Here is a 20,893-nt window from a genome sequence, read left to right as displayed (position 1 = left end):
CGCCCCGCCCCCCCCCCCCCCCCCACGGCCGTTCTGCTCGCCGTCACCGGCGCGGGACGCCTCAGGCGTCGTGCCGCTGCCCCGAGGTCAGGGCGTGGCGGACGAGCACCTTGGCCCCGCCGCTCTTCCCGCGGCGCAGCGCGCCGGGCAGCATCGTCAGCGCGTGCAGGCGCGAGGCGCTGCGGAACCGGGCCGCCCGGGCGGCCTTCGGCCAGCCGCGGGCGTCCATCCGCTCCGCCACCGCGTTGAAGTACTTCTCCGCCTCGGCGAAGCGGGTGCCCGAGAACGCCTGCACGGAGGACTCGCTCACCGCGTGCCGGCGGTACTGGAAGACGACGGTGGTGTTGTCCACCATCATCGTCTCGCCGCGCTCCAGCAGGTCCACGACCAGTGCGAGGTCCTGGATGACCGAGTACTCGTCGCGGAAGTTGACCTGCCGCAGCACCTCGCCGCGCCAGCAGATCGACGGGAAGTACAGCCAGTTGCCGCGCAGCACGCTGGCCGCCAGCTCCTCGCCGCCCATCAGCCGCCGGCCCTTGACGCTCGGCGAGTAGAGCTTGTCCTTGACGTTGTCGGCCAGGCCGCTGGTGACGACACCGGCCCCGTCGATCACCTCGACGCCCGGCTGCACCATGCCCAGGTCGGGGTTGTCCTTGAGGACCGCCCGGACGGTCTCCAGGTAGTGCGGGTGCAGCAGGTCGTCGCAGCCCATGATGACCACGTGGTCCGCCGTGGAGAGCTCCACGCACTTCTGGAAGTTCTTGGTGATGCCGAGGTTCTGCTCGTTGCGCAGGTAGCGGACCCGGTCGTCGCCGAGCCCGGCGAACCAGCCCGGGACCTCGGGCTCCTTGCCGTCGTCGACGACGGTCAGCCGGAAGTCCGGGTCGCTCTGGGTGAGGATGCTGCGCACGGCGGCCTGCATCAGGGCCACGTCGCCGTAGTACGGCAGCATGAACTCGAAGGTGGCCATCGAGGTCAGACTCCGTCGCTGTTCACCGGGGCGGAGACCGGGAGGTCCAGGTCGAAGCGCTCCTCGTTCAGCCGGGCACCCTCGTTGATGGCCACGGTCCGGGCGAGGTCGGTGAGCTTCTTCTCCAGCGAGCGGAAGCGCAGGAAGGTGTTCAGGGTCAGGAAGCCCATGGCCAGGACCATCACGTACAGCACCAGGTCGGTGCCGCGGCCGACGCCCATCTTGTGGGCGAACCAGGTGACGTCACTGGGGCGCAGGATCGCGTAGATGTTCGCGACCACGAAGACGGAGAACGCGATGCGCTTCCAGGCCCGGGTGTTCGCGGCGTCCCAGCGCCGGATGAACATGAACGCGAGGACGACCGCGCCAGCGATCAGGACCAACTGGATCCAGAAGTAGTTCATCGGCGGCCACGCTCCCGAAGCGAGATGTCGAAGATGATGTTGACGCCGTTGATCAGGGACTGACCCTTGGCGCGTGAGTAGTCGGTGTAGAGGATGTCGACCGGGAGCTCGGCGACCCGCAGGTCCGCGCCGGCCAGGAAGCTGACGATCTCCGAGGCGTGGGCCATGCCGTTCATGGTGATCCGCAGCCGGCCGGCCGCCTCACGGTTGAGCACTCGCAGGCCGTTGTGCGAGTCGGTCAGCTTGAGCTTGCGGGCGGTGGGGCTGACCGTCGCGGCGGTCCGCAGGACCACTCGCTTGATCCACGGCACCTGGCCGTTCTGCTCGATGAAGCGCGAGCCGAGGACCACGTCGGCCTCGCCGGTGCGCAGCAGCGCGACCATCTTCTCGACGTCGGCGGTCTGGTGCTGGCCGTCCGCGTCGAAGGTGGCGAAGTACTTGGCGCCGTTCTGCGCCAGGGCGTAGGCCAGCCCGGTCTGCAGTGCGGCGCCCTGGCCGAGGTTGACCGGGTGCCGCACCAGGTGCGCGCCGGTGCTCATAATGTGCTTGGCGGAGTCGTCGGCGCTGCCGTCGTCGACCACAACGATGTTCGGGAACGTCTTGCGCGCTCCCTCCACAACGTCAGCGATCACCTGGCCTTCGTTGTAGGCCGGGATCACCAGCCAGACATCGTCGTACTGGGACATGGGGGCTCCATGTTCGTGGTGTCTCCCGCGCTCGTGCGCGGCAAAAATCCGTATGTCGGGGGGCGAGACGGTCATTCGCCGCTCACCCGGGCAGTCATGGTGGGCACAGCCTGCCCCGACGTACTCGGCGCGGTACCGGCCTGGTTCGCCGTCGAACCGGGGAAGCCGCTCCTGAGAGCGGCAAGCATACCGAGCACGGTCGCCACCGATCCGGCGGTGTACGCCACCACCACCCGGGTGGCGACCTCGCCGGGCATGAAGGTGATGCCGGCGAGTACGCCGGTGCCGAGCGCCCAGCAGAGCAGTTGCAGGTTGTGCCGCTTGAATACCATCAGCGCCTGACCCAGCACCATCGCGAACATGTACGCCACGGTGCCGGCGGACATCCAGAAGAAGTCGAGGTGCCCGAGCACCGGCTCGGCCCCGAACAGCAGCTGGATCAGCCGGGGTCCGAGGAGCACCGCCGGGATTCCGCCGAGCAGACCGAGGCCGCCGACCACGGCGCCGATCCGGCGAAGCATACCCGTGAAGGCCGCGCGGTCGCCCACCGCGATCGCCGCGGAGAGGCCGCTGAGCAGCGAGGCCTGGAGCGAGCCGAAGACGAAGAGCGGGACCCGGGCCAGCACGAGCGCGTTGAGCAGCGCCGCGATCAGGGCCGACTCCTCCGGGGCGAGCAGCTTGGTGCTCACCACCGCGGCGTTCACCACGACCTGCGACAGCAGGGTCGAGCAGATCAGCAGGCCGAGGCCGGAGCAGAGCTCGGACCAGGGGATCCGCGGGCCGGGCCGGACCGCCTTGAACAGCGGCGGCAGCGTCAGCACGGTGGCCGCGACCGGCGCCAGGGCGAGGATCAGGCTGAACGCCAGCGCGGAGTGCACCCCGGCCAGGCCGGCGCCGAACGCGAGTCCGATCCGCAGGCCGCCGTCGATGCCGAGCTGGGTGCCGTAGGCGCCGAACCGGCCGAGGCCGGCCAGCACACCGCGGGTGAGGTAGCAGACGGCCATGCCGGCGAACGCGCCGCCGAGGGCCAGCACCAGCGAGCGGTCGCCGTGGAACATCACATCGGCGATCTTCCGCGAGCCGATGCCGAGCCCCAGCAGGACGACGCCGAGGATCCCGCCGGTCAGCAACGTGGCACGGCGCAGCACCGGTGCCGCACCGTGGCCGAGCGCGGCGCGGGCGGCGACGATCCGGGTGAGTTCCTGCTCGATCGGGAAGAACACACCGATCCCGACGGACATCACGATCGTCCACAGCAGGGAGACGTTCGCCATGTCGTCGACGGAGAGGCTGTGGCCGGCCACCCCGAGGTGGATGTACGAGGCGGCACCGAGCACCACGGTGCCGCCGGCCACCGCCAGGGTTCCCGGCGGCAGCGCGGCGGCGACCTTGGTCAGCGGATTCTTCACTGAGACCTGTCACTCTCGGTCGAACGGGCCACCGCGCCCAGCTCGGCGAAGACCGGCGTGCCGAGCGCCTCGGCCAGCTGCTCCCGCCAGTCCGGCAGCGGGCTCAGCCCGGCGTCGGCCCAGCGGTCGTGGCCGAGCACGCTGAACGCGGGCCGGACGGCCGGCGTCACGTACGCGGCGGAGGTGGTCGGGCGGATCCGCTCCGGGTCCAGCCCGCTCAGCCGGTACGCCTCCCGGGCCAGGCCGTACCAGGTGGTCCGGCCGCCGCCGGTGCCGTGGTAGACGCCGGCCGGCGCCTGCCCGGCGAGCGCGGCCAGGCCGAGCGCGACGAGCTGACGGGCCAGGGCCAGCGACCAGGTCGGCTGGCCCTGCTGGTCGTCCACCACGTCGAGGCTGTCGCGCTGGGCGGCGAGCCGGAGCATGGTGGCGACGAAGTTCTTGCCGTGCTCGCCGTACAGCCACGCGGTGCGGACCACGTAGCCGTGCTCGGGGAGGAGTTCGGCCACGGCCTGCTCCCCCACCAGCTTGCCCCTGCCGTAGGCGTTGACCGGGCCGGTCGGCGCGGTCTCGGCGTACGGCTCGGTGGCGTCGCCGGGCAGCACGTAGTCGGTCGACACCTGGAGCAGGCGGGCGCCGGTCTTGGCGCAGGCGGCCGCCAGGTGGCGGACGCCGGTGCCGTTGACGGCGGTGGCGGCCTCCTCGGCCGTCTCGGCGCCGTCGACGTTCGTCCAGGCCGCGCAGTTGACGACGACGTGGTGGCCCTCGACGGCGGCCAGCACGGCCGCCGCGTCGGTGATGTCGAGGTCGGCCCGCCCGAGGGCGGTCACCTCGGCCGCCGGGTCGCCGGCCAGGACCGTCAGCAGGTCCTGGCCGAGCATCCCGGCCGCGCCGGTGACCAGCCAGCGGACCGGACCCGAGGAGGTCCCGGTCACTTCGCCAGAGCCGCCTTCGTCTTCAGCGGCTCCCACCAGGCGCGGTTCTCGCGGTACCAGGTGATGGTCTCGGCGAGGCCGTCCTCGAAGCGCACCTGCGGCTCGTAGCCGAGCTCCTCGCGGATCTTGCTGATGTCGATCGAGTAGCGCAGGTCGTGGCCCTTGCGGTCGGTGACGTGCTCGACCATGTCCCAGCCCGCCCCGGCGGCCTCCAGCAGCAGCCCGGTGAGCTCCTTGTTGGTGGCCTCGGTGCCGCCGCCGATGTTGTAGACCTCGCCGGCGCGGCCCTTGCGCATGGCCAGCTCGATGCCGCGGCAGTGGTCCGAGACGTGCAGCCAGTCGCGGACGTTGCCGCCGTCGCCGTACAGCGGCACCTTCTTGCCGTCGATCAGGTTGGTGGTGAACAGCGGGATGACCTTCTCCGGGAACTGGTAGTGCCCGTAGTTGTTGGAGCAGCGGGTCACCACGACGTCCATGCCGTGCGTGCGGTGGTAGGCCAGCGCCAGCAGGTCCGAGGAGGCCTTGGAGGCCGAGTACGGGGAGTTCGGCACCAGCGGCCACTCCTCCGTCCAGGAGCCCTCGCTGATCGAGCCGTACACCTCGTCGGTGGAGATGTGCACGAAGCGGCCGACGCCGTGCTTGCGGGCGGCGTCCAGCAGGACCTGGGTGCCGACGACGTTGGTCAGCACGAACGGGCCCGCGCCCGCGATGGAGCGGTCCACGTGCGACTCGGCCGCGAAGTGGACGACCACGTCATGCCCGGGCATGACGTCGTCGACGGCCGCGGCGTCGCAGATGTCGCCGCGGACGAAGGTGTAGCCGCTGTGCCCCGCGACGGAGGCCAGGTTGGCCTCGACACCGGAGTAGGTGAGCTTGTCGAAGACGGTGATCCGAGCTTCGGCGTCGGCCCCGAGGAGCTGACGGACGAACTCCGACCCGATGAACCCGGCGCCGCCGGTCACAAGGATGCGCATAATGCGCGCAGTCTATAGCCGTCCCGCACCCGCCCAGGACCCCGGCCGTACCCCCCGGCCGTTCTCGCATAAGGTGCACGCATGCGTGGAATCCTTCTGGCCGGCGGCACCGGCTCCCGGCTGTGGCCGCTGACTCGAGCGGTGTCGAAGCAGCTCCTCCCGGTCTTCGACAAGCCGATGATCTACTACCCCCTCTCGACCCTCGTGATGGCCGGGATCAGCGAGATCCTGATCATCACGACCCCGAACGACCGCGACCAGTTCGAGCGCCTGCTCGGCGACGGCTCCCAGCTGGGCCTCCGCCTGGAGTACGCCGTCCAGGAGAAGCCCGAGGGCATCGCCCAGGCGTTCGTCCTGGGTGCCGACTTCATCGGCGACGAGTCCGTCGCGCTGATCCTCGGCGACAACATCTTCCACGGCAGCGGCCTCGGCACCCGGCTCTCCGAGCACACCGACGCCAAGGGCGGCCGGGTCTTCGCCTACCCGGTGGCCGACCCGACCGCCTACGGCGTGGTCGAGTTCGACGAGGACGGCCAGGCCATCTCCATCGAGGAGAAGCCGACCGAGCCCAAGTCCCGGTACGCCGTCCCCGGCCTGTACTTCTACGACAACCGCGTGGTCGAGATCGCCCGCGGCCTGGAGCCGAGTGCCCGCGGCGAGCTGGAGATCACCGCGGTCAACGACGCCTACCTCCGGGCCGGCGACCTGCACGTGACGATCCTCGACCGGGGCACCGCCTGGCTGGACACCGGCACGTTCGTCTCGATGGTGCAGGCCTCGGAGTTCGTCCGGGTCATCGAGGAGCGCCAGGGCTTCAAGATCGGCTGCATCGAGGAGGCGGCCTGGCGGGCCGGCCTGATCGACGACGCGCGGCTGCGCGAGCTGGCCGAGCCGCTGCTGAAGAGCGGCTACGGCCAGTACCTGGTGGCGCTGCTGGACGAGGAGGGCACCCGATGAAGATCCGCGAGCTGTCGATCGAGGGCGCCTGGGAGCTCACCCCCCAGGTGCACGGTGACGCGCGTGGCCACTTCACCGAGTGGTACCGCTTCGACCGGCTCGCCGAGGTGGTCGGCCACCCGCTGCGGCTGGCGCAGGCCAACCTGTCGCTGTCCAGCCGGGGCGTCGTCCGCGGCATCCACTTCGCCGACGTCCCGCCCGGCCAGGCCAAGTACGTCACCTGCGTGCGCGGCGCCGTCCTGGACGTCATCGTCGACCTGCGGGTCGGCTCGCCGACCTTCGGCACCTGGGAGGGTGTGCGGCTCGACGAGACCGAGCGCAAGGCGGTGTACATCTCCGAGGGCCTCGGCCACGGGTTCTGCGCGCTGAGCGACGACGCGACGCTGACCTACCTCTGCTCGGAGACCTACAACCCGACCGGCGAGCACGGCGTGCACCCGCTGGACCCGGACCTGGGCATCGAGTGGCCGGCCGACGCGCCGCAGCTGTCCGCCAAGGACACCGAGGCGCCCTCGCTGGCCGAGGCGCTGGCGAGCGGCCTGCTGCCCGACTACAAGGCGGTCAAGGCGTTCACCGCCGAGCTGGGCCAGGCCCACCGGGCCTGATCCGGAACGCTCCGAACGAGAAGGGCCCGGCCGCGTCGAACGCGGCCGGGCCCTTCTGGTCGTCCCGGGCACCCACAGGGCTCAGCGGCCCCGGAACACCCAGACCTTCAGCAGCAGGAAGCGGACCACCGTGGCGAGCCCGTTCGCCAGCACCAGCCCGGCCACCTCGACCGGGCGGGAGGCGGCCGGCGCCAGCAGGTCGAGCAGTGCCAGCACACCGCTGCTCAGGCCGAGCGCGATCAGGAAGGCCACCGCCCCCTGGGCCTGGTGGCGCAGCGCGCCCTCGCTGCCGGTCACCCCGAAGGTGAAGCGCCGGTTGGCGGCCGTGTTGGCGACCGCGCTCACGGCCAGCGCGACCAGGTTGGCCACCTGGGCCGAGGCCGCCTGGCGCAGTCCCGCGTACAGCGCCAGGTAGAAGAGGGTGCTCAGCGCGCCGATCACCAGGAAGGACGGCAGCTGCCGCCGGGGAGCCCGGCCGGGTGGTGCCGGCGGCGGTGCGGGTGGCGGCGTCGACGGCGCCGGATCGCCGGTGAATGTCATCGAGAGTTGTCCTGGCGTTCATCGTCGACCGAGTCGTAGCCGACGAAGTAGGCCGGCCTGGCCTGCACCGCCGAGTAGATCCGCGCGGTGTACTCCCCCAGCAGGCCGACGCAGATCAGCTGCACCGCGCCGAGGAACAGCATCCCCATGAAGAGCGAGGACCAGCCGGGCACGGTGACGCCGATGGCGAAGGCGACGGCGGTGTAGACGCTCATGATCAGGCACACCGCGAAGCTCAGCAGGCCGAGCCAGGTGGCCAGCCGCAGCGGAGCGGCCGAGAAGTTCACGATGCTGTCCAGCGCGAGCCGGACCATCTTCCCCAGCGGGTAGTGCGTGCTGCCGGCCACCCGCTCCTCGCGGACGTAGACCACCTCCCCGCTCGGGAAGCCCAGCCACGGCACCAGCAGCCGGTAGACCGGCTGGTGCTCGGGCAGGGCCTTGAGCGCGTCCACCGCGGCCCGGCTGAGCAGCCGGTAGTCCCCGGCCTGGTTGGGCATCCGCTTCCCGACGAGCTTGCGCATCAGCCAGTAGTAGGCACCGGCCGAGCGCCGTTTGAACGAGCTGTCGGTGGTGCGGTCGCCGCGCACCCCGTAGACGATGTCGAGGCCCTGCTCGCGGGCCAGCGTGAACATCTCCGGGATCTTCTCCGGCGGGTCCTGCAGATCGGCGTCGAGGCTCACCACGTAGGCGCCGAGGGCGCGGTCGAGGCCGGCCTTCAGGGCGGCCTGGTGACCGGAGTTGCGGGCCAGCCTGATGATCCGGAACTCCGGCCAGTCCTGGCGGATCTTCAGCATCAGCACGGAGGTCGCGTCGGTACTGCCGTCGTCGACGCCGACCACCTCGTAGCCCACCCCGAGCGCGTCGAGGATCGGCCGCAGCCGCTCGACGGTCCTCGGCAGCGCCTCCTGCTCGTTGTAGATCGGCATGACGACCGACAACTGAGGCGCTGTCGACATGAATTGGTCCCGCTTTCGGCCGGAGCTGGTGGATCCTGGCCGACAATAGCAGCCGGTGCTGAGGCCGGGATGAGACCGGATGAGCAGGGCGTGAGAGCTGTTCCCGCTGGTCGGGGCGGGGGCGGTCAGACCCCCGGGAAGCTCCGGGCCCACGGGTGGACCCAGTCGTTGCCGGGCTTCGCCACCACCGTGACACGCGGACGGAAGCCGACGAGCTCCCGGCGGATCCGGTCGCCGGTCGCGGGGTCGGCCACCACCACGGTCATCGGCTCGCCCAGCTCCGACGCGGCCTTCCTCAGGTGCTCCATCGCCGCCCGGTGCTCAGGTTCCGGACGCTCGGCGGCGCCGATGTTCACCCAGTGCGTCTCGTAGAGCGGCAGCATGTCACCGCCGCGCGAACGCAGCAGGGCGGCGAGCCAGGTGGACTTGAGGTTCTTGTAGTCGTCGTTCGAGTAGAGCACCATCACCGGACCCTCGATGCCGTCGAGGTCGCCCATCACTGTGGCGCCGTGCCGGGGACCGATGTCGCTCCAGTCCTCCCCCCGGCTCCAGGCGGCCAGCGGGCTGTCGTGCCAGGCCGACGGCCTTCCCTTGAAGGAGTCCATGCCCCATTGGACGCCGGCGAAGAGACTGAAGGCGACCGCCACCGTGAGCACCGAGAGGAGACCCTCGCCGATCCGGTGCCGCAGCGTCGCGCGCCGGGCGGGCGGGGTTGCGCGCAGCAGCGGGCCGACGGCGCCGACCGAGACCAGCGCGATCACGATCCCGGTACCGGCCAGCTTCTCGAAGTAGTAGGAGACCTGCCCGATGGTGCGGATCTGCCACCAGGCGAAGCCGCCGACCGCGGCCCCGGTGGCGAGCACCACCACGAGCAGGGCCTGCCCGGTGGCGGTCCGCCGCAGGCTCGGCGACAGGGCGGCCAGCGCGCCCAGCAGCAGGCCGCCGACCATGATGGCCCGGTCCGCGCCGACGCTGGGGCCGCCGAGGTTGGAGGTACTGGCGACGTCGAGCTCGGAGAGCACGGACACCAGGCTGGGCAGGCCCGCGATGCCGAGCGCGACCGCGGCGGCCAGCGCGTGGCGCGGCCAGTACGCGCGCCGGAACCGGCGGCGGTGGACCACCAGGGCGCCGACCACGGCGAGGCCGGCCACGGCGCCGAAGAGGTTGTAGGCGTAGGCGACGGTGATCAGGCCGAGCGCCGCGACGAGCGGGAACTCGACCGTCCCCATCGCCGGCCGCACCATGAAGGCCGCGAGCAGGGTCACCATCAGCAGGCCGACGACGGTGGAGTCGAAGCCGTGGACGACCAGCTGGGTGTAGTTGCTGGAGAACACCAGCGCGGCGACCGTGCCGCACACCGCCGCCGTCCGCCAGCCCCGCAGTCGCGGGCCGCCGATCCAGCGGGCCGCCCAGACCAGGGCCGTGCCCAGCAGCGCGTACGCGGCCAGGACGTAGAGCAGGTAGCGGTTCATGGTGTCGAGCGGCGCGCCGAGGTCGGCGGCGGACCGCACCAGCGAGTCGACCCAGGCGAGCAGGAAGTGGGTGCCCTGCGGGTAGACCCCTTCGGCCGGCGACATCATGTACGCCTTGGCGGCCTCCTGGTGCAGGAAGTTGTAGCCGCCGACGTGCTGGATGCCCGCGAAGTAGGAGAAGTGGTTGAGCCGGTCCTCGGCGGTGGCCAGGAACTCCAGGCGCCAGCCCGGTCCCTTGCCGGTCAGCGGCGCGGACAGGTAGTGCCAGATCCCGTAGGCGGTACCGAGCACCAGGAGGTCGGACGGCCGCAGGCGCAGCGGCAGCCGGGGGGTGCGCCGGCCCAGCCACCCGGTGAGGGTCACCACGGTGAGGAGCGCGCCCGAGGTGGGGACGGGAGCGAGGCCCCACGGCCAGAGCGAGAAGAGCAGGCCGAGGGCCAGCACGCCGCCGGCGACGACCAGCGCGGCAGCGACCAGCCGGTCGAGCAGCACGCCGCCGACCCGGAGCAGGGAGCCGACGGCCAGCAGCAGCAGCGGCAGGACCAGCACGCCGAAGCCGACCCCGACGAGCGCGGCCGGAAGCGCCCAGGATGCGAAGAGGCAGCCGGCCAGGATCGGCAGGCTGCGCTCGGGGCTTCCGGGAGAGGGGTGTTCGAGGCTCGATTTTTTGACCGGTAGTGATACTTCCAACACGGAGAGTGCTCGCACCATGGTGTCGGATCCTATAGAGCGAAACCGCTCCGGACAAAAGCCGAGGGCCCGGCGAAGATCGCGAGATCTTCGCCGGGCCCTCCTCGACCAATGGTCGGGCGGTCAGAGCACCAATTACTTGATGATCTTGGTGACCTGGCCGGCGCCGACGGTCCGGCCACCCTCACGGATGGCGAACTTGAGGCCTTCCTCCATGGCGATCGGCTGGATCAGCGCGACCGTCATGCCGGTGTTGTCGCCCGGCATGACCATCTCGGTGCCCTCGGGGAGGGTCACGACGCCGGTCACGTCCGTGGTACGGAAGTAGAACTGCGGGCGGTAGTTGTTGAAGAACGGGGTGTGACGGCCACCCTCGTCCTTCGACAGGATGTAGGACTGGGCCTCGAAGTCGGTGTGCGGCGTGACCGAACCCGGCTTGATGATGACCTGGCCGCGCTCGACGTCCTCGCGCTTGATGCCGCGGAGCAGCAGACCGACGTTCTCACCGGCCTGGCCCTCGTCGAGCAGCTTGCGGAACATCTCGATGCCGGTGACCGTGGTGGTGGTCTTCTCGGTCTTGATGCCGATGATGTCGACGGTCTCGTTGACCTTGAGGATGCCGCGCTCGATGCGACCGGTGACGACGGTGCCACGACCGGTGATCGTGAAGACGTCCTCGATCGGCATCAGGAACGGCTGGTCCACGGCGCGGGCCGGGGTGGGGATGCTCTCGTCGACGGCGTGCATCAGGCCGAGGAGCTTCTGGCCCCACTCGGCGTCGCCCTCGAGGGCCTTCAGCGCGGAGACGCGGACGACCGGCAGGTCGTCGCCCGGGAACTCGTACTCGGAGAGCAGCTCACGGACCTCGAGCTCGACGAGCTCCAGGATCTCCTCGTCGTCCACCATGTCGGCCTTGTTCAGGGCGACGACGATGTACGGGACGCCGACCTGGCGGGCCAGGAGGACGTGCTCCTTGGTCTGCGGCATCGGGCCGTCGGTGGCGGCGACCACCAGGATGGCGCCGTCCATCTGGGCGGCACCGGTGATCATGTTCTTGATGTAGTCCGCGTGACCCGGGCAGTCGACGTGGGCGTAGTGACGCGCCTCGGTCTGGTACTCGACGTGCGCGATCGAGATGGTGATACCGCGCTGCCGCTCCTCCGGCGCCTTGTCGATCTGGTCGAACGGCGTGAAGGGGTTGATGTCCGGGTACGCGTCGTGCAGCACCTTGGTAATGGCCGCGGTCAGCGTGGTCTTACCGTGGTCGATGTGACCGATGGTGCCGATGTTGACGTGGGGCTTCGTCCGCTCGAACTTCGCCTTCGCCACTGAGTCCTCCTGAGGACAGTTCTGTACGCCGTGGTGACGTCAGTTGGTCTTTGATGGTTTTTGTGGGCTGTCCGGAGGACACCCCGTGCCGTCCCACTGAGTGGGGGGCCGGAGGCCCCGGGAGGATCCGACCGGATCCTCCCGGGTTGCCTCCCAATAGCCTAAGGGGTGGCTGTTGTCCCGAAAGTCGGGACGTTACTCGCCCTTGGCCTTCGCGATGATGTCGTCCGCGACGTTCCTCGGAACCTCGGCGTACGAGTCGAACTGCATCGAGTAGCTCGCGCGACCAGAGGTCTTGCTGCGCAGGTCACCGACGTAGCCGAACATCTCGGAGAGGGGCACCAGCGCCGTGACGACGCGGGCACCGTGACGCTCATCCATGGACCGGATCTGGCCACGGCGAGAGTTGATGTCGCCGATCACGTCGCCCATGTAGTCCTCGGGCGTGGTGACCTCGACGGCCATCATCGGCTCCAGGAGGACCGGCTTGGCCTTCCGGGCGCCTTCCTTGAAGGCCATCGAGCCGGCGATCTTGAACGCGAGCTCGGACGAGTCGACGTCGTGCGCCGCACCGTCGAGGAGCTTCACGCGAACGCCCTGGAGCGGGTAGCCGGCGAGGATACCGAACTCCATGGCCTCCTGGCAGCCGGCGTCGACCGACGGGATGTACTCCCGCGGCACGCGGCCACCGGTGACCTGGTTGACGAACTCGTAGCCCTCGGCCTGCTCGAGCGGCTCGATCGCGATCTGCACCTTGGCGAACTGACCGGAGCCACCGGTCTGCTTCTTGTGGGTGTAGTCGATGCGCTCGACGGCCTGACGGATCGTCTCGCGGTACGCGACCTGCGGCTTGCCGACGTTGGCCTCGACCTTGAACTCACGGCGCATACGGTCGACGAGCACCTCGAGGTGCAGCTCGCCCATACCCGCGATGATGGTCTGGCCGGTCTCCTCGTCCGTGTTGACCTGGAAGGACGGGTCCTCCTCGGCGAGACGCTGGATGGCAACGCCCAGCTTCTCCTGGTCACCCTTGGACTTGGGCTCGATCGCGACGCGGATGACCGGGGCCGGGAAGTCCATGGACTCCAGGATGACCGGGTGCTTCTCGTCGGACAGCGTCTCACCGGTGGTGGTCTGCTTCAGGCCCATGACGGCGATGATGTCGCCGGCGCCCACCGAGTCGATCTCCTCACGCTTGTTCGCGTGCATGCGGTAGATCTTGCCGATGCGCTCCTTCTTGCCCTTGACGGCGTTCAGCACCGAGGTGCCGGACTCCAGGCGGCCCGAGTAGACCCGGACGAAGGTGAGCTTGCCGAGGTGCGGGTCCGACATGATCTTGAACGCGAGCGCGGCGAGCGGCTCGTCGTCCGAGGCCTTGCGGGAGATCTTGACCGTGTCGTCGCCCGGCTTGGTGCCCTCGATGGACTCGATGTCCAGCGGGGACGGCAGGTACTTGACGACGGCGTCGAGCAGGGGCTGGACGCCCTTGTTCTTGAACGCGGTACCACAGAAGATCGGGGTGAAGTCCGAGTTCAGGGTGCCCTTGCGGATCGCGTCCTGCAGCAGCTCGACCGGGATGTCCTCGCCCTCGAGGGCGAGCTCCATGATCTCGTCGCTGACGTTCGACACGGTGTCGATCAGCTGCTCGCGGTACTCGTCCGCCTGCTCCTGCAGCTCGGCCGGGATGTCGACGATGTCGTACATCTCGCCCTTGGCCGCCTCGGCGGACCAGACCAGCGCCTTCATGCGGACCAGGTCGACAACGCCCTGGAAGTCCGCCTCGGCACCGATCGGCAGCTGCATGACCAGCGGGGTCGCGCCGAGGCGGTCCACGATGGTCTTGACGCAGAAGAAGAAGTTGGCGCCCGTGCGGTCCAGCTTGTTGATGAAGCAGATGCGCGGGACGCCGTAGCGGTCGGCCTGCCGCCACACGGTCTCGGACTGGGGCTCGACACCGGCGACACCGTCGAACACCGTCACCGCACCGTCGAGGACGCGGAGCGAACGCTCCACCTCGACGGTGAAGTCGACGTGACCCGGGGTGTCGATGATGTTGATGGTGTGGTCGGCATCGTCGACGGTCCAGTGACAGGTCGTCGCGGCCGACGTGATCGTGATGCCGCGCTCCTGCTCCTGCTCCATCCAGTCCATGGTGGCAGCGCCATCGTGGACCTCACCGATCTTGTACGACACACCGGTGTAGAACAGGATCCGCTCGGTGGTGGTGGTCTTGCCCGCGTCGATGTGCGCCATGATCCCGATGTTGCGGACCCTGGCGAGGTCAAGGGAGGTTGCAGCCATGGTGGCTCGTTCTCTCTCTGTCTAGTGACGGGGTACGGACTACCAGCGGTAGTGCGCGAACGCCTTGTTGGACTCGGCCATCTTGTGAGTGTCCTCGCGACGCTTCACGGAAGCGCCCAGACCGTTGCTGGCGTCGAGGATCTCGTTCATCAGGCGCTCGGTCATGGTCTTCTCGCGGCGGGCGCGCGAGTAGCCGACCATCCAGCGCAGCGCCAGGGTGCTGGCGCGGCCCGGACGGACCTCGACCGGAACCTGGTAGGTCGCGCCACCGACACGGCGGGACTTGACCTCGAGGGCGGGCTTGACGTTCTCCAGCGCACGCTTCAGCGTGACGACCGGGTCGGCGCCGCTCTTCTCGCGGACACCCTCGAGGGCGCCGTAGACGATCCGCTCGGCGGTGGAGCGCTTGCCGTGCAGCAGGATCTTGTTGACCAGCTGGGTGACGACAGGGGAGCCGTAGACCGGGTCGATGATGACCGGGCGCTTCGGGGCGGGGCCCTTACGAGGCATTCTTACTTCTCCTTCTTGGCGCCGTAGCGGCTGCGAGCCTGCTTGCGGTTCTTGACACCCTGGGTGTCGAGCGAACCGCGGATGATCTTGTAGCGGACACCAGGAAGGTCCTTCACACGACCACCGCGCACCAGCACGATGGAGTGCTCCTGCAGGTTGTGGCCCTCGCCCGGAATGTAAGCGGTGACCTCGATCCCGCTGGTGAGGCGCACACGGGCGACCTTACGAAGGGCCGAGTTCGGCTTCTTCGGGGTGGTCGTGTACACACGCGTGCAGACCCCACGGCGCTGCGGGGAACCCTTCAGCGCGGGAGTCTTGTTCTTCTCGACCTTGTCCTGCCGGCCCTTTCGGACCAGCTGCTGGATCGTAGGCACCGTTTCTCCGTTTTCTGTGTGCCAAGGCTTGGTGGAACTAACCTGCGGTGTCCCCCGCACACGGCCCCGTGGTCGACCCACGCGGTCGGGTGTGTTGGGTTTTTTCCGGCACGGAATCCCGTGGGCTGATGTACAGCGACGGCGCTCTACGCGCGGCGCGCCGTAAAAGACGCTCCGGCTCGGCGCGGCGACCGGTGTGCATGCACGCACAAGGACCCGGGGACACCCCAGGCACAAGGTCAGAGCGTACCTAGCGCATCGGGCTCGGTCAAAACAAATGGAACGTCGCAGGTCGTAGCGGTGGCGCCGGGGTCCCCGGCACCATGGCGGATGCTTATAGCACACGCCCTCCCGGCGCGCCGCGCAACTCGTCCCGCGCTCAGCCGACCGGCGTCGCCCGCCGGTCGTCGGCCCGACGCAGGACCCGCTCCCCGTCGACCGGCGGGTGCGGCGCCGGGGCCGTGGCGGACGGCGCGCGGTCGCCGGCCAGGGCGATCACGGCCAGGCCGGTCGCGCCGAGGCCGTAGGCCAGCAGCCAGAGCAGCCAGCTGCCCGGCGGGGACCAGTGCGCGGGGTGGATGAAGAACGCGCCGGCGGTGCCGACGGTGTTGCGGCGCAGCGTCCAGACGAAAGCGGCGACATTCGCCACCGTGAGGGTCAGGGCCATCCAGCCGATCAGGCGTCGCCACGGCAGCCCCCCGGACGGCACCCGCAGGGCGGCCACGGCCGCCGCCGCCATCGGCAGGCCGACCATGAAGGGCAGCAGGTAGCGGCCCTGCCAGACCATGCCGATCTTGGTCGCCTGGCTCGCCTGGGCGGCCACCGGCACCAGGACCAGCGCGACCATGATGGCCAGGACCACGAAGGCCTGCCGCGGGCGGCCGAAGCAGAGTGCCAGCAGGATCAGCAGGATCACCGCGGCCGGCCAGAGCAGCCAGGTGATCGCCGGGGCCGGGGTGTCCAGCCAGCCGAAGTCGCCGATCATCTGGTGGATGTAGACGAGCGAGTTGTCGAAGGTCCGCCGTGCGGCGTTCAGCGGGGTGAACCAGTCGGGGATCTGGATCACCGAATGGTCCGGGTGGGCCATCGCCCAGGCCATGGCGACCCCGGTACCGGCCAGCAGGAGCAGGCCCCACAGCCAGGTCGCCCTCGTCCGCACCACCATGCGGACGGCCGAGCGCTGGGCCAGCAGCAGCGCGCAGACCACCGCGCCGGCGAACCAGACCAGGCCGAGCGGGCGGATGTTGATCAGCACCAGGCCACCGATACCCAGCCGCAGCAGCCGGCGGTTCAGCAGGGCGCGGTCCGGTGTCATGAACATCGGCAGCGCCGCGCTCCAGACCAGTACACCGGCTGCGATCTCGGGGCCGCTCGGGTTCACCATGCCGCCCATGTACAGGGTCGTCGGCGTCAGGGCGGCGAGCAGTCCGGCGATCATGATCCCGCGGCGTCGCCACTCGGCGGCGGCGACCACAGCGCTGGCCAGCAGCCCGGCGCAGAACATCGCGGAGACCAGTCGCATCAGGTACAGCCCGAGCTCGCCGGAGACGAGCAGGCTGGGCCAGCCCACCACCGCGTAGTAGAGCGGGTTGTAACGGCCTGCCGCGGTGGTCACCTCGACGGTCTTCTCCGAGCTGCCCAGCGCCGGGGCGCAGTCGGCCGACTGCCACTGCTGGAAGGCGTAGCAGCTGTGCCGGGTGGACAGCTCGCGGTACCACTCGGGCAGCTGGACGCCGGTCTCGGCGAACTGGCCGTCCATGCCGGCGACCTGGTGCTTGACCATCACCTCGGTGCCGTTGACCTGCCCGCGGGCGACTGCGGCGGCCCGCACCAGGTGCGCGTACTCGTCCGGGGAGCCGCCCATCGGAGTGGACAGCGACCATGCCGAGCCGAGAACGACGAACAGGAGGAAGGAGATCCCCCACAGCCGTCGCGGGGAGTTCACCAGGCGGTCGGCTATCCGCTTGAAGGTCTTCGTCATCGGTCGGTTGGGATTAGGAGTCACTGCCGTCTCTTCGTGTCAGCATCGAGCCCGTCACCGGACTTTCTCCCCGGCGGCACTGTCACCGCCCGTCGAGGTCCTTCGAGCAGGTACCGGCGGGAATGAGATCGCGTCTCATGGAACCGCCCCGGGCACGAGGTCCGGGGCAGCCTTCCCGGCATCCTAAGGCTTGGTCCCCACAGCGGTTCACCCGGACCTTCACCTACCCGTCACACCTGGCGGGAGGGGTCGCCCGGACCCGCGACGGCGCGCTCCCGGACCGCCCCGTCGGGGCGCGCGCCCCCGGCCCCGTCAGCCGTAGACGCCCACCATCAGCATGATCATCGCCCAGAAGGCGATCGACAGCCAGCCGAAGACGATCCCGGTGACGGCCATCCCGTCACCCTCCTCGTTCCGCTCGGCCGCCTGCCGGCGTCCGATGTGACCGGTGATCACGGCCGGCACCCCGAGCAGGCCGCCGGTCGGCACGCAGAGCAGGCCGAGGACCAGCGAGGTCACCGCCACGGCGTTGGTCCGCCGCGGCGGCGGCGGGGCCAGGAAGGTCGGCGGCACCGGGAGGAGGACGGGCCCGGCCTGCGCCACCGTCATCTGCGGGGCGACCATCGGCCCGGACGGCAGGTCGGCGACGAGCCGGGCGAGCTGGCCGTAGGTCTGCGCGGTGCTGGCCGCCTCGAAGCGCTCGCCGTACTCGGCGGCGCTGAGCCGGCCCTCGGCGAACGCGGCCTTCAGCACGTCCACCGTGCGCTCGCGGTCCGCGGTCGCCGCCCGCATCGCCGACTGCGGCATCGCGACCTGCGGCACGCCGGTGTGCGGCATCGCGGGGTACGGCATCGCGGGCGGTCCCGACGCCGGCGGCCGGGCCGCCCCGAACTCCTGCTCACCCCACGGCTGAACGGCCATCCGCCACCTCCCGGTACCCCCGCACGACCACGGAGTCCCCCCGTTCGTCGGACTCTCATAGTGCAGGACGAACGGGGACTCCGAGTAGTTGCCGATTCTCCCGATCCGGTGAACCTCCGGTTCCGCCCGTCGTCCCCCCGCCGCACCGTTCACCCGTACGGTCCCGGCGCGCCTGGGGCACCGTCGCAGGAGACAGGCCGGGCCGGGCGGTGGCAGGCTGTCGTCGGGCCCCCCGTTTCGATCATGGAATGATCATCGGCCCCGACCGGTCCGACCACCAGCAGAGAGAGCCGCCATGCAGGCATCGGCGCCGCCGCCGTCCCCCGACCCGACCACCCCCGTGCGCTCGGCGGTGTCCATCCAGGGCCTGTGGAAGCACTTCGGGAGCCAGGCCGCCGTCGCCGGGCTCGGTCTGGAGCTGCCGACAGGGGCGTTCATCGGACTGGTCGGCCCGAACGGCGCCGGCAAGACCACCACACTGTCGATGGTCACCGGCCTGCTCCGGCCCGACCAGGGGACCGTGCTCATCCACGGCGCCGACGTCTGGGCCGACCCGGTCACCGCCAAGGCCCGGATCGGCATCCTGCCCGAGGGCCTGCGCATGTTCGAGCGGCTCAGCGGCCGCGAGCTGCTCCAGTACAACGGCCGGCTGCGCGGACTGCCGGGCGCCGAGGTCGACCGCCGCGCCGAGGAGCTGCTCGCCGTCCTCGACCTCGCCGACCACGCCGACAAGCTGGTCGCCGACTACTCCACCGGCATGCGCAAGAAGATCGGCCTCGCCGCCGCCCTGCTGCACAACCCGGACGTGCTCTTCCTCGACGAGCCGTTCGAGGGCGTCGACCCGGTCTCCGCCCAGACCATCCGCGGCGTGCTCAAGCGGTACGCGGCGGCCGGCTCCACCGTCGTCTTCTCCAGCCATGTGATGGAGCTCGTCGAACAGCTCTGCGACTGGGTCGCCGTCATCAGCGCCGGCCGGGTCATCGCCCACGGCCCGCTCGACACCGTCCGCGGCGGGCGCAGCCTGCACGAGGCGTTCCTGGACCTGATCGGCGTCCGCGAGGACGACGGCCGGTCACTGGACTGGCTCGGCGGGGGCGAGCGGTGAGCCCCTCCCCCGCCCCCCTCCCGGCCGCGGCCCCGCTCCCGGCTGCCGGTCCCCTTCCGACGGCCGGGATCCCCGACGGCCGGACGGTCGTCCGCACCCTGGTCTCGCTCAAGCTCCGGCTGCTGCGCAACGGGCTGCGCCGCAGCCGCGGCCGCGCCGCCCTGTACGTGCTCGGCGCCACGGTCGGCCTGCTGTTCGCGTCCGGCGTCGCCCTGCTGCTGACGGTCCTCCACGACCACGTCGAGCACGGCGCCGCCGGGGACGCGGGCGTCGTCCTGGCCGGCGCGCTCACCCTCGCCTGGGCGGCGATCCCGCTGTTCCTCTTCACCAGCGACGAGAGCGCCGATCCCACCCGGCTCACCATGCTGCCGCTGCGGCCCGGACCGCTGCTGCGCGGCTCGGCGCTCGCCGCGCTGCTCGGCCCCGGACCGCTGATCAGCCTGGTGCTGCTCACCGGCGCCGCCCTGTCCGGCGCGCACGGTGCCGCCTCGGCGGTGGCCGGCGCGGTCGGGGTGCCGCTCGCGGTGCTCACCGTGGTGACGCTCGCCCGCGCGGTCGCCGCCGGCAACGCCCGGCTGCTCTCCAGCCGGCGCGGCAAGGACTTCGCCGTCTTCGGCGGCCTGCTGTTCGCGCTGCTGGCGCAGATCGCCAACCTCGGCTCGCAGAGCGTCTTCGGCAGGGCGGGCGAGAACGGCGTCGACCTCGGCCCGCTGGCCCCGGTCGCCGCCGTGCTGCGCTGGATCCCGCCGGTCGGCGCCGTCGACGCGGCCCGCACCGCCGGCGAGGGGCGGTGGCCGCTCGCGCTGCTCCAGCTCGCCGCCACCGCCGCGCTGCTCGCCCTGCTGCTGCGGTGGTGGCGTGCCAGCCTGCAGCAGCTGATGGTCACCGCGGACGCCTCGACGGTGGAGGTCGTCCGCGGCGTGCAGCGGGCGCGGCGCGGCCCGCGCCTCCTGCCGGAGGGCCGGACCGGCGCGGTGATGCAGCGCCACCTGCGCTACGCCTGGCGCGAGCCTCGGGCCAAGGCCGCCGTCTTCACCAGCATCGGGATGACCCTGGTGATCTGCGTGCTGTCGATCGTCCAGGGCTGGTCGACGGTCTACCTGGTGGCGATGACCGGGATGTTCCTCGGGCTGCAGATGCTCAACCTGTTCGGCATGGACGGCTCCGCGTTCTGGATGGTCGCGGCCACCCTGCTGACCCCGGCGGACGCCCGGGACGAGCTGCGCGGGCGCGCGTTCGCCGTCCTCTCCTACGCCGTGCCGATCACCCTGGTGCTCGCCCTGGTGCTGGCCGCCGCCACCGGCGACTGGTCCGGGCTGCCGGCCGCCGTCGGCCTCGCGTTCGCCCTGCTCGGCAGCGGCCTCGCGATCGGCGCCGTGCTCAGCGTGCTCGCGCCGTACACCATGCCCGCCGACAACAACCCGATGCGCAACGCCGCACCGGGCCAGGGCGGGCTGGTGATGCTGAACAGCTTCGGCTCGATGTTCGGCAGCGCCGCCCTCGCCGCCCCGGTCGTCGGCTACCTGGTCTGGGCCCTCGCCACCGGCGCCGTCACCTGGCCGCTGCTGCTCGCCGGCCCCCTCTACGGCGCCGCCGTCGCCGCCCTCGGGCTGCGCCTCGCCGCCGGCCGTCTGCTGGAGCGCCTCCCGGAGGTTCTCGCCAAGGCCGTCGAACGCTGACACACCGGCACCGGGGCCGTCGGACCCCGGCCGGGGTCCGACGGCCCCGGCGGCCCCGGCGGATTTTCGGTGGCGGGCGGTCGGCGGGGACCGTAGCG

At 70.8% G+C, this 20,893-nt stretch carries 19 protein-coding genes; 4 read left to right on the top strand and 15 right to left on the bottom strand.

The features are described from left to right. Positions 1-61: 61 nt before the first annotated feature. The 6 genes from SM793_RS28880 to rfbB form a co-directional block, all read right to left on the bottom strand. Positions 62-970: a glycosyltransferase family 2 protein gene (locus tag SM793_RS28880; protein ID WP_320441242.1), complete on the bottom strand. Its 909-nt coding sequence runs from the start codon at positions 968-970 to the stop codon at positions 62-64. 5 nt (positions 971-975) lie between these two features. Then, positions 976-1,374: a DUF2304 domain-containing protein gene (locus SM793_RS28875; protein ID WP_320441241.1), complete on the bottom strand. Its 399-nt coding sequence runs from the start codon at positions 1,372-1,374 to the stop codon at positions 976-978. Then, complete coding sequence (locus SM793_RS28870) at positions 1,371-2,060, bottom strand: glycosyltransferase family 2 protein (protein WP_320441240.1); 690 nt, start codon at positions 2,058-2,060, stop codon at positions 1,371-1,373. The genes SM793_RS28875 and SM793_RS28870 overlap by 4 nt, the downstream gene beginning before the upstream one ends. A gap of 71 nt (positions 2,061-2,131) precedes the next feature. Continuing rightward, a complete protein-coding gene (locus SM793_RS28865) occupies positions 2,132-3,469 on the bottom strand; it encodes a hypothetical protein (RefSeq protein ID WP_320441239.1) in 1,338 nt (445 codons plus the stop codon). Next, complete coding sequence (gene rfbD, locus SM793_RS28860; RefSeq protein WP_320441238.1) at positions 3,466-4,401, bottom strand: dTDP-4-dehydrorhamnose reductase; 936 nt, start codon at positions 4,399-4,401, stop codon at positions 3,466-3,468. Before rfbD ends, SM793_RS28865 begins: the two co-directional genes overlap by 4 nt. Beyond that, positions 4,398-5,375, bottom strand: a complete 978-nt coding sequence (rfbB, locus tag SM793_RS28855) for a dTDP-glucose 4,6-dehydratase (RefSeq protein ID WP_320441237.1) — start codon at positions 5,373-5,375, stop codon at positions 4,398-4,400. The genes rfbD and rfbB overlap by 4 nt, the downstream gene beginning before the upstream one ends. Positions 5,376-5,456: 81 nt before the next feature. Between rfbB and rfbA the strand changes: the two genes are divergently transcribed. Together rfbA and rfbC are read left to right on the top strand one after the other, a co-directional pair. After that, on the top strand, positions 5,457-6,332 hold the full coding sequence (gene rfbA, locus SM793_RS28850) for a glucose-1-phosphate thymidylyltransferase RfbA (protein WP_320441236.1): 876 nt from the start codon (positions 5,457-5,459) through the stop codon (positions 6,330-6,332). Further along, on the top strand, positions 6,329-6,937 hold the full coding sequence (rfbC, locus tag SM793_RS28845; RefSeq protein WP_320441235.1) for a dTDP-4-dehydrorhamnose 3,5-epimerase: 609 nt from the start codon (positions 6,329-6,331) through the stop codon (positions 6,935-6,937). The genes rfbA and rfbC overlap by 4 nt, the downstream gene beginning before the upstream one ends. Before the next feature lie 81 nt (positions 6,938-7,018). On the opposite strand, the gene SM793_RS28840 is transcribed toward rfbC, so the two are convergent. From SM793_RS28840 to SM793_RS28800, 9 genes are all read right to left on the bottom strand, one after another. Then, on the bottom strand, positions 7,019-7,477 hold the full coding sequence (locus tag SM793_RS28840; protein ID WP_320441234.1) for a GtrA family protein: 459 nt from the start codon (positions 7,475-7,477) through the stop codon (positions 7,019-7,021). Then, positions 7,474-8,433: a glycosyltransferase family 2 protein gene (locus tag SM793_RS28835; protein ID WP_320441233.1), complete on the bottom strand. Its 960-nt coding sequence runs from the start codon at positions 8,431-8,433 to the stop codon at positions 7,474-7,476. Before SM793_RS28835 ends, SM793_RS28840 begins: the two co-directional genes overlap by 4 nt. Positions 8,434-8,558: 125 nt before the next feature. After that, entirely contained in the window at positions 8,559-10,616 is a 2,058-nt protein-coding gene (locus SM793_RS28830; protein ID WP_320441232.1) for a hypothetical protein, read from the bottom strand. A gap of 114 nt (positions 10,617-10,730) precedes the next feature. After that, a complete protein-coding gene (gene tuf, locus SM793_RS28825) occupies positions 10,731-11,924 on the bottom strand; it encodes an elongation factor Tu (RefSeq protein WP_320441231.1) in 1,194 nt (397 codons plus the stop codon). Between the two features lie 195 nt (positions 11,925-12,119). Further along, complete coding sequence (gene fusA, locus SM793_RS28820) at positions 12,120-14,225, bottom strand: elongation factor G (RefSeq protein ID WP_320441230.1); 2,106 nt, start codon at positions 14,223-14,225, stop codon at positions 12,120-12,122. A 39-nt stretch (positions 14,226-14,264) separates the two neighbouring features. Then, on the bottom strand, positions 14,265-14,735 hold the full coding sequence (gene rpsG, locus SM793_RS28815) for a 30S ribosomal protein S7 (protein WP_030393278.1): 471 nt from the start codon (positions 14,733-14,735) through the stop codon (positions 14,265-14,267). A 2-nt stretch (positions 14,736-14,737) separates the two neighbouring features. Continuing rightward, complete coding sequence (gene rpsL / locus SM793_RS28810; protein ID WP_014144289.1) at positions 14,738-15,109, bottom strand: 30S ribosomal protein S12; 372 nt, start codon at positions 15,107-15,109, stop codon at positions 14,738-14,740. A 379-nt stretch (positions 15,110-15,488) separates the two neighbouring features. Continuing rightward, positions 15,489-17,090, bottom strand: a complete 1,602-nt coding sequence (locus SM793_RS28805) for a DUF2142 domain-containing protein (RefSeq protein ID WP_320441229.1) — start codon at positions 17,088-17,090, stop codon at positions 15,489-15,491. A 312-nt stretch (positions 17,091-17,402) separates the two neighbouring features. Next, on the bottom strand, positions 17,403-18,011 hold the full coding sequence (locus SM793_RS28800) for a DUF1707 and DUF4190 domain-containing protein (protein WP_320441228.1): 609 nt from the start codon (positions 18,009-18,011) through the stop codon (positions 17,403-17,405). Between the two features lie 295 nt (positions 18,012-18,306). On the opposite strand from SM793_RS28800, the gene SM793_RS28795 reads away from it, so the two are divergent. Next, positions 18,307-19,116, top strand: a complete 810-nt coding sequence (locus tag SM793_RS28795; protein WP_320441227.1) for an ABC transporter ATP-binding protein — start codon at positions 18,307-18,309, stop codon at positions 19,114-19,116. Beyond that, complete coding sequence (locus SM793_RS28790) at positions 19,113-20,795, top strand: transporter (protein WP_320441226.1); 1,683 nt, start codon at positions 19,113-19,115, stop codon at positions 20,793-20,795. The genes SM793_RS28795 and SM793_RS28790 overlap by 4 nt, the downstream gene beginning before the upstream one ends. The last annotated feature ends 98 nt before the right edge of the window (positions 20,796-20,893 follow it).

The organism is Kitasatospora purpeofusca (assembly GCF_034043715.1).
Taxonomy (GTDB): domain Bacteria; phylum Actinomycetota; class Actinomycetes; order Streptomycetales; family Streptomycetaceae; genus Kitasatospora; species Kitasatospora purpeofusca_A.
This window is presented reverse-complemented; position numbering and strand designations above follow the sequence as displayed.

What these genes read in the sequence shown, in the direction of transcription:
- rpsG (WP_030393278.1), bottom strand. Translation starts at nt 14,735, where the DNA reads ATGCCTCGTAAGGGCCCCGCCCCGAAGCGCCCGGTCATCATCGACCCG.
- SM793_RS28875 (WP_320441241.1), bottom strand. Translation starts at nt 1,374, where the DNA reads ATGAACTACTTCTGGATCCAGTTGGTCCTGATCGCTGGCGCGGTCGTC.
- rfbA (WP_320441236.1), top strand. Translation starts at nt 5,457, where the DNA reads ATGCGTGGAATCCTTCTGGCCGGCGGCACCGGCTCCCGGCTGTGGCCG.
- SM793_RS28880 (WP_320441242.1), bottom strand. Translation starts at nt 970, where the DNA reads ATGGCCACCTTCGAGTTCATGCTGCCGTACTACGGCGACGTGGCCCTG.
- SM793_RS28870 (WP_320441240.1), bottom strand. Translation starts at nt 2,060, where the DNA reads ATGTCCCAGTACGACGATGTCTGGCTGGTGATCCCGGCCTACAACGAA.
- SM793_RS28800 (WP_320441228.1), bottom strand. Translation starts at nt 18,011, where the DNA reads ATGGCCGTTCAGCCGTGGGGTGAGCAGGAGTTCGGGGCGGCCCGGCCG.
- SM793_RS28840 (WP_320441234.1), bottom strand. Translation starts at nt 7,477, where the DNA reads ATGACATTCACCGGCGATCCGGCGCCGTCGACGCCGCCACCCGCACCG.
- fusA (WP_320441230.1), bottom strand. Translation starts at nt 14,225, where the DNA reads ATGGCTGCAACCTCCCTTGACCTCGCCAGGGTCCGCAACATCGGGATC.
- SM793_RS28795 (WP_320441227.1), top strand. Translation starts at nt 18,307, where the DNA reads ATGCAGGCATCGGCGCCGCCGCCGTCCCCCGACCCGACCACCCCCGTG.
- rfbC (WP_320441235.1), top strand. Translation starts at nt 6,329, where the DNA reads ATGAAGATCCGCGAGCTGTCGATCGAGGGCGCCTGGGAGCTCACCCCC.
- SM793_RS28830 (WP_320441232.1), bottom strand. Translation starts at nt 10,616, where the DNA reads ATGGTGCGAGCACTCTCCGTGTTGGAAGTATCACTACCGGTCAAAAAA.
- SM793_RS28835 (WP_320441233.1), bottom strand. Translation starts at nt 8,433, where the DNA reads ATGTCGACAGCGCCTCAGTTGTCGGTCGTCATGCCGATCTACAACGAG.
- SM793_RS28805 (WP_320441229.1), bottom strand. Translation starts at nt 17,090, where the DNA reads ATGACGAAGACCTTCAAGCGGATAGCCGACCGCCTGGTGAACTCCCCG.
- rfbB (WP_320441237.1), bottom strand. Translation starts at nt 5,375, where the DNA reads ATGCGCATCCTTGTGACCGGCGGCGCCGGGTTCATCGGGTCGGAGTTC.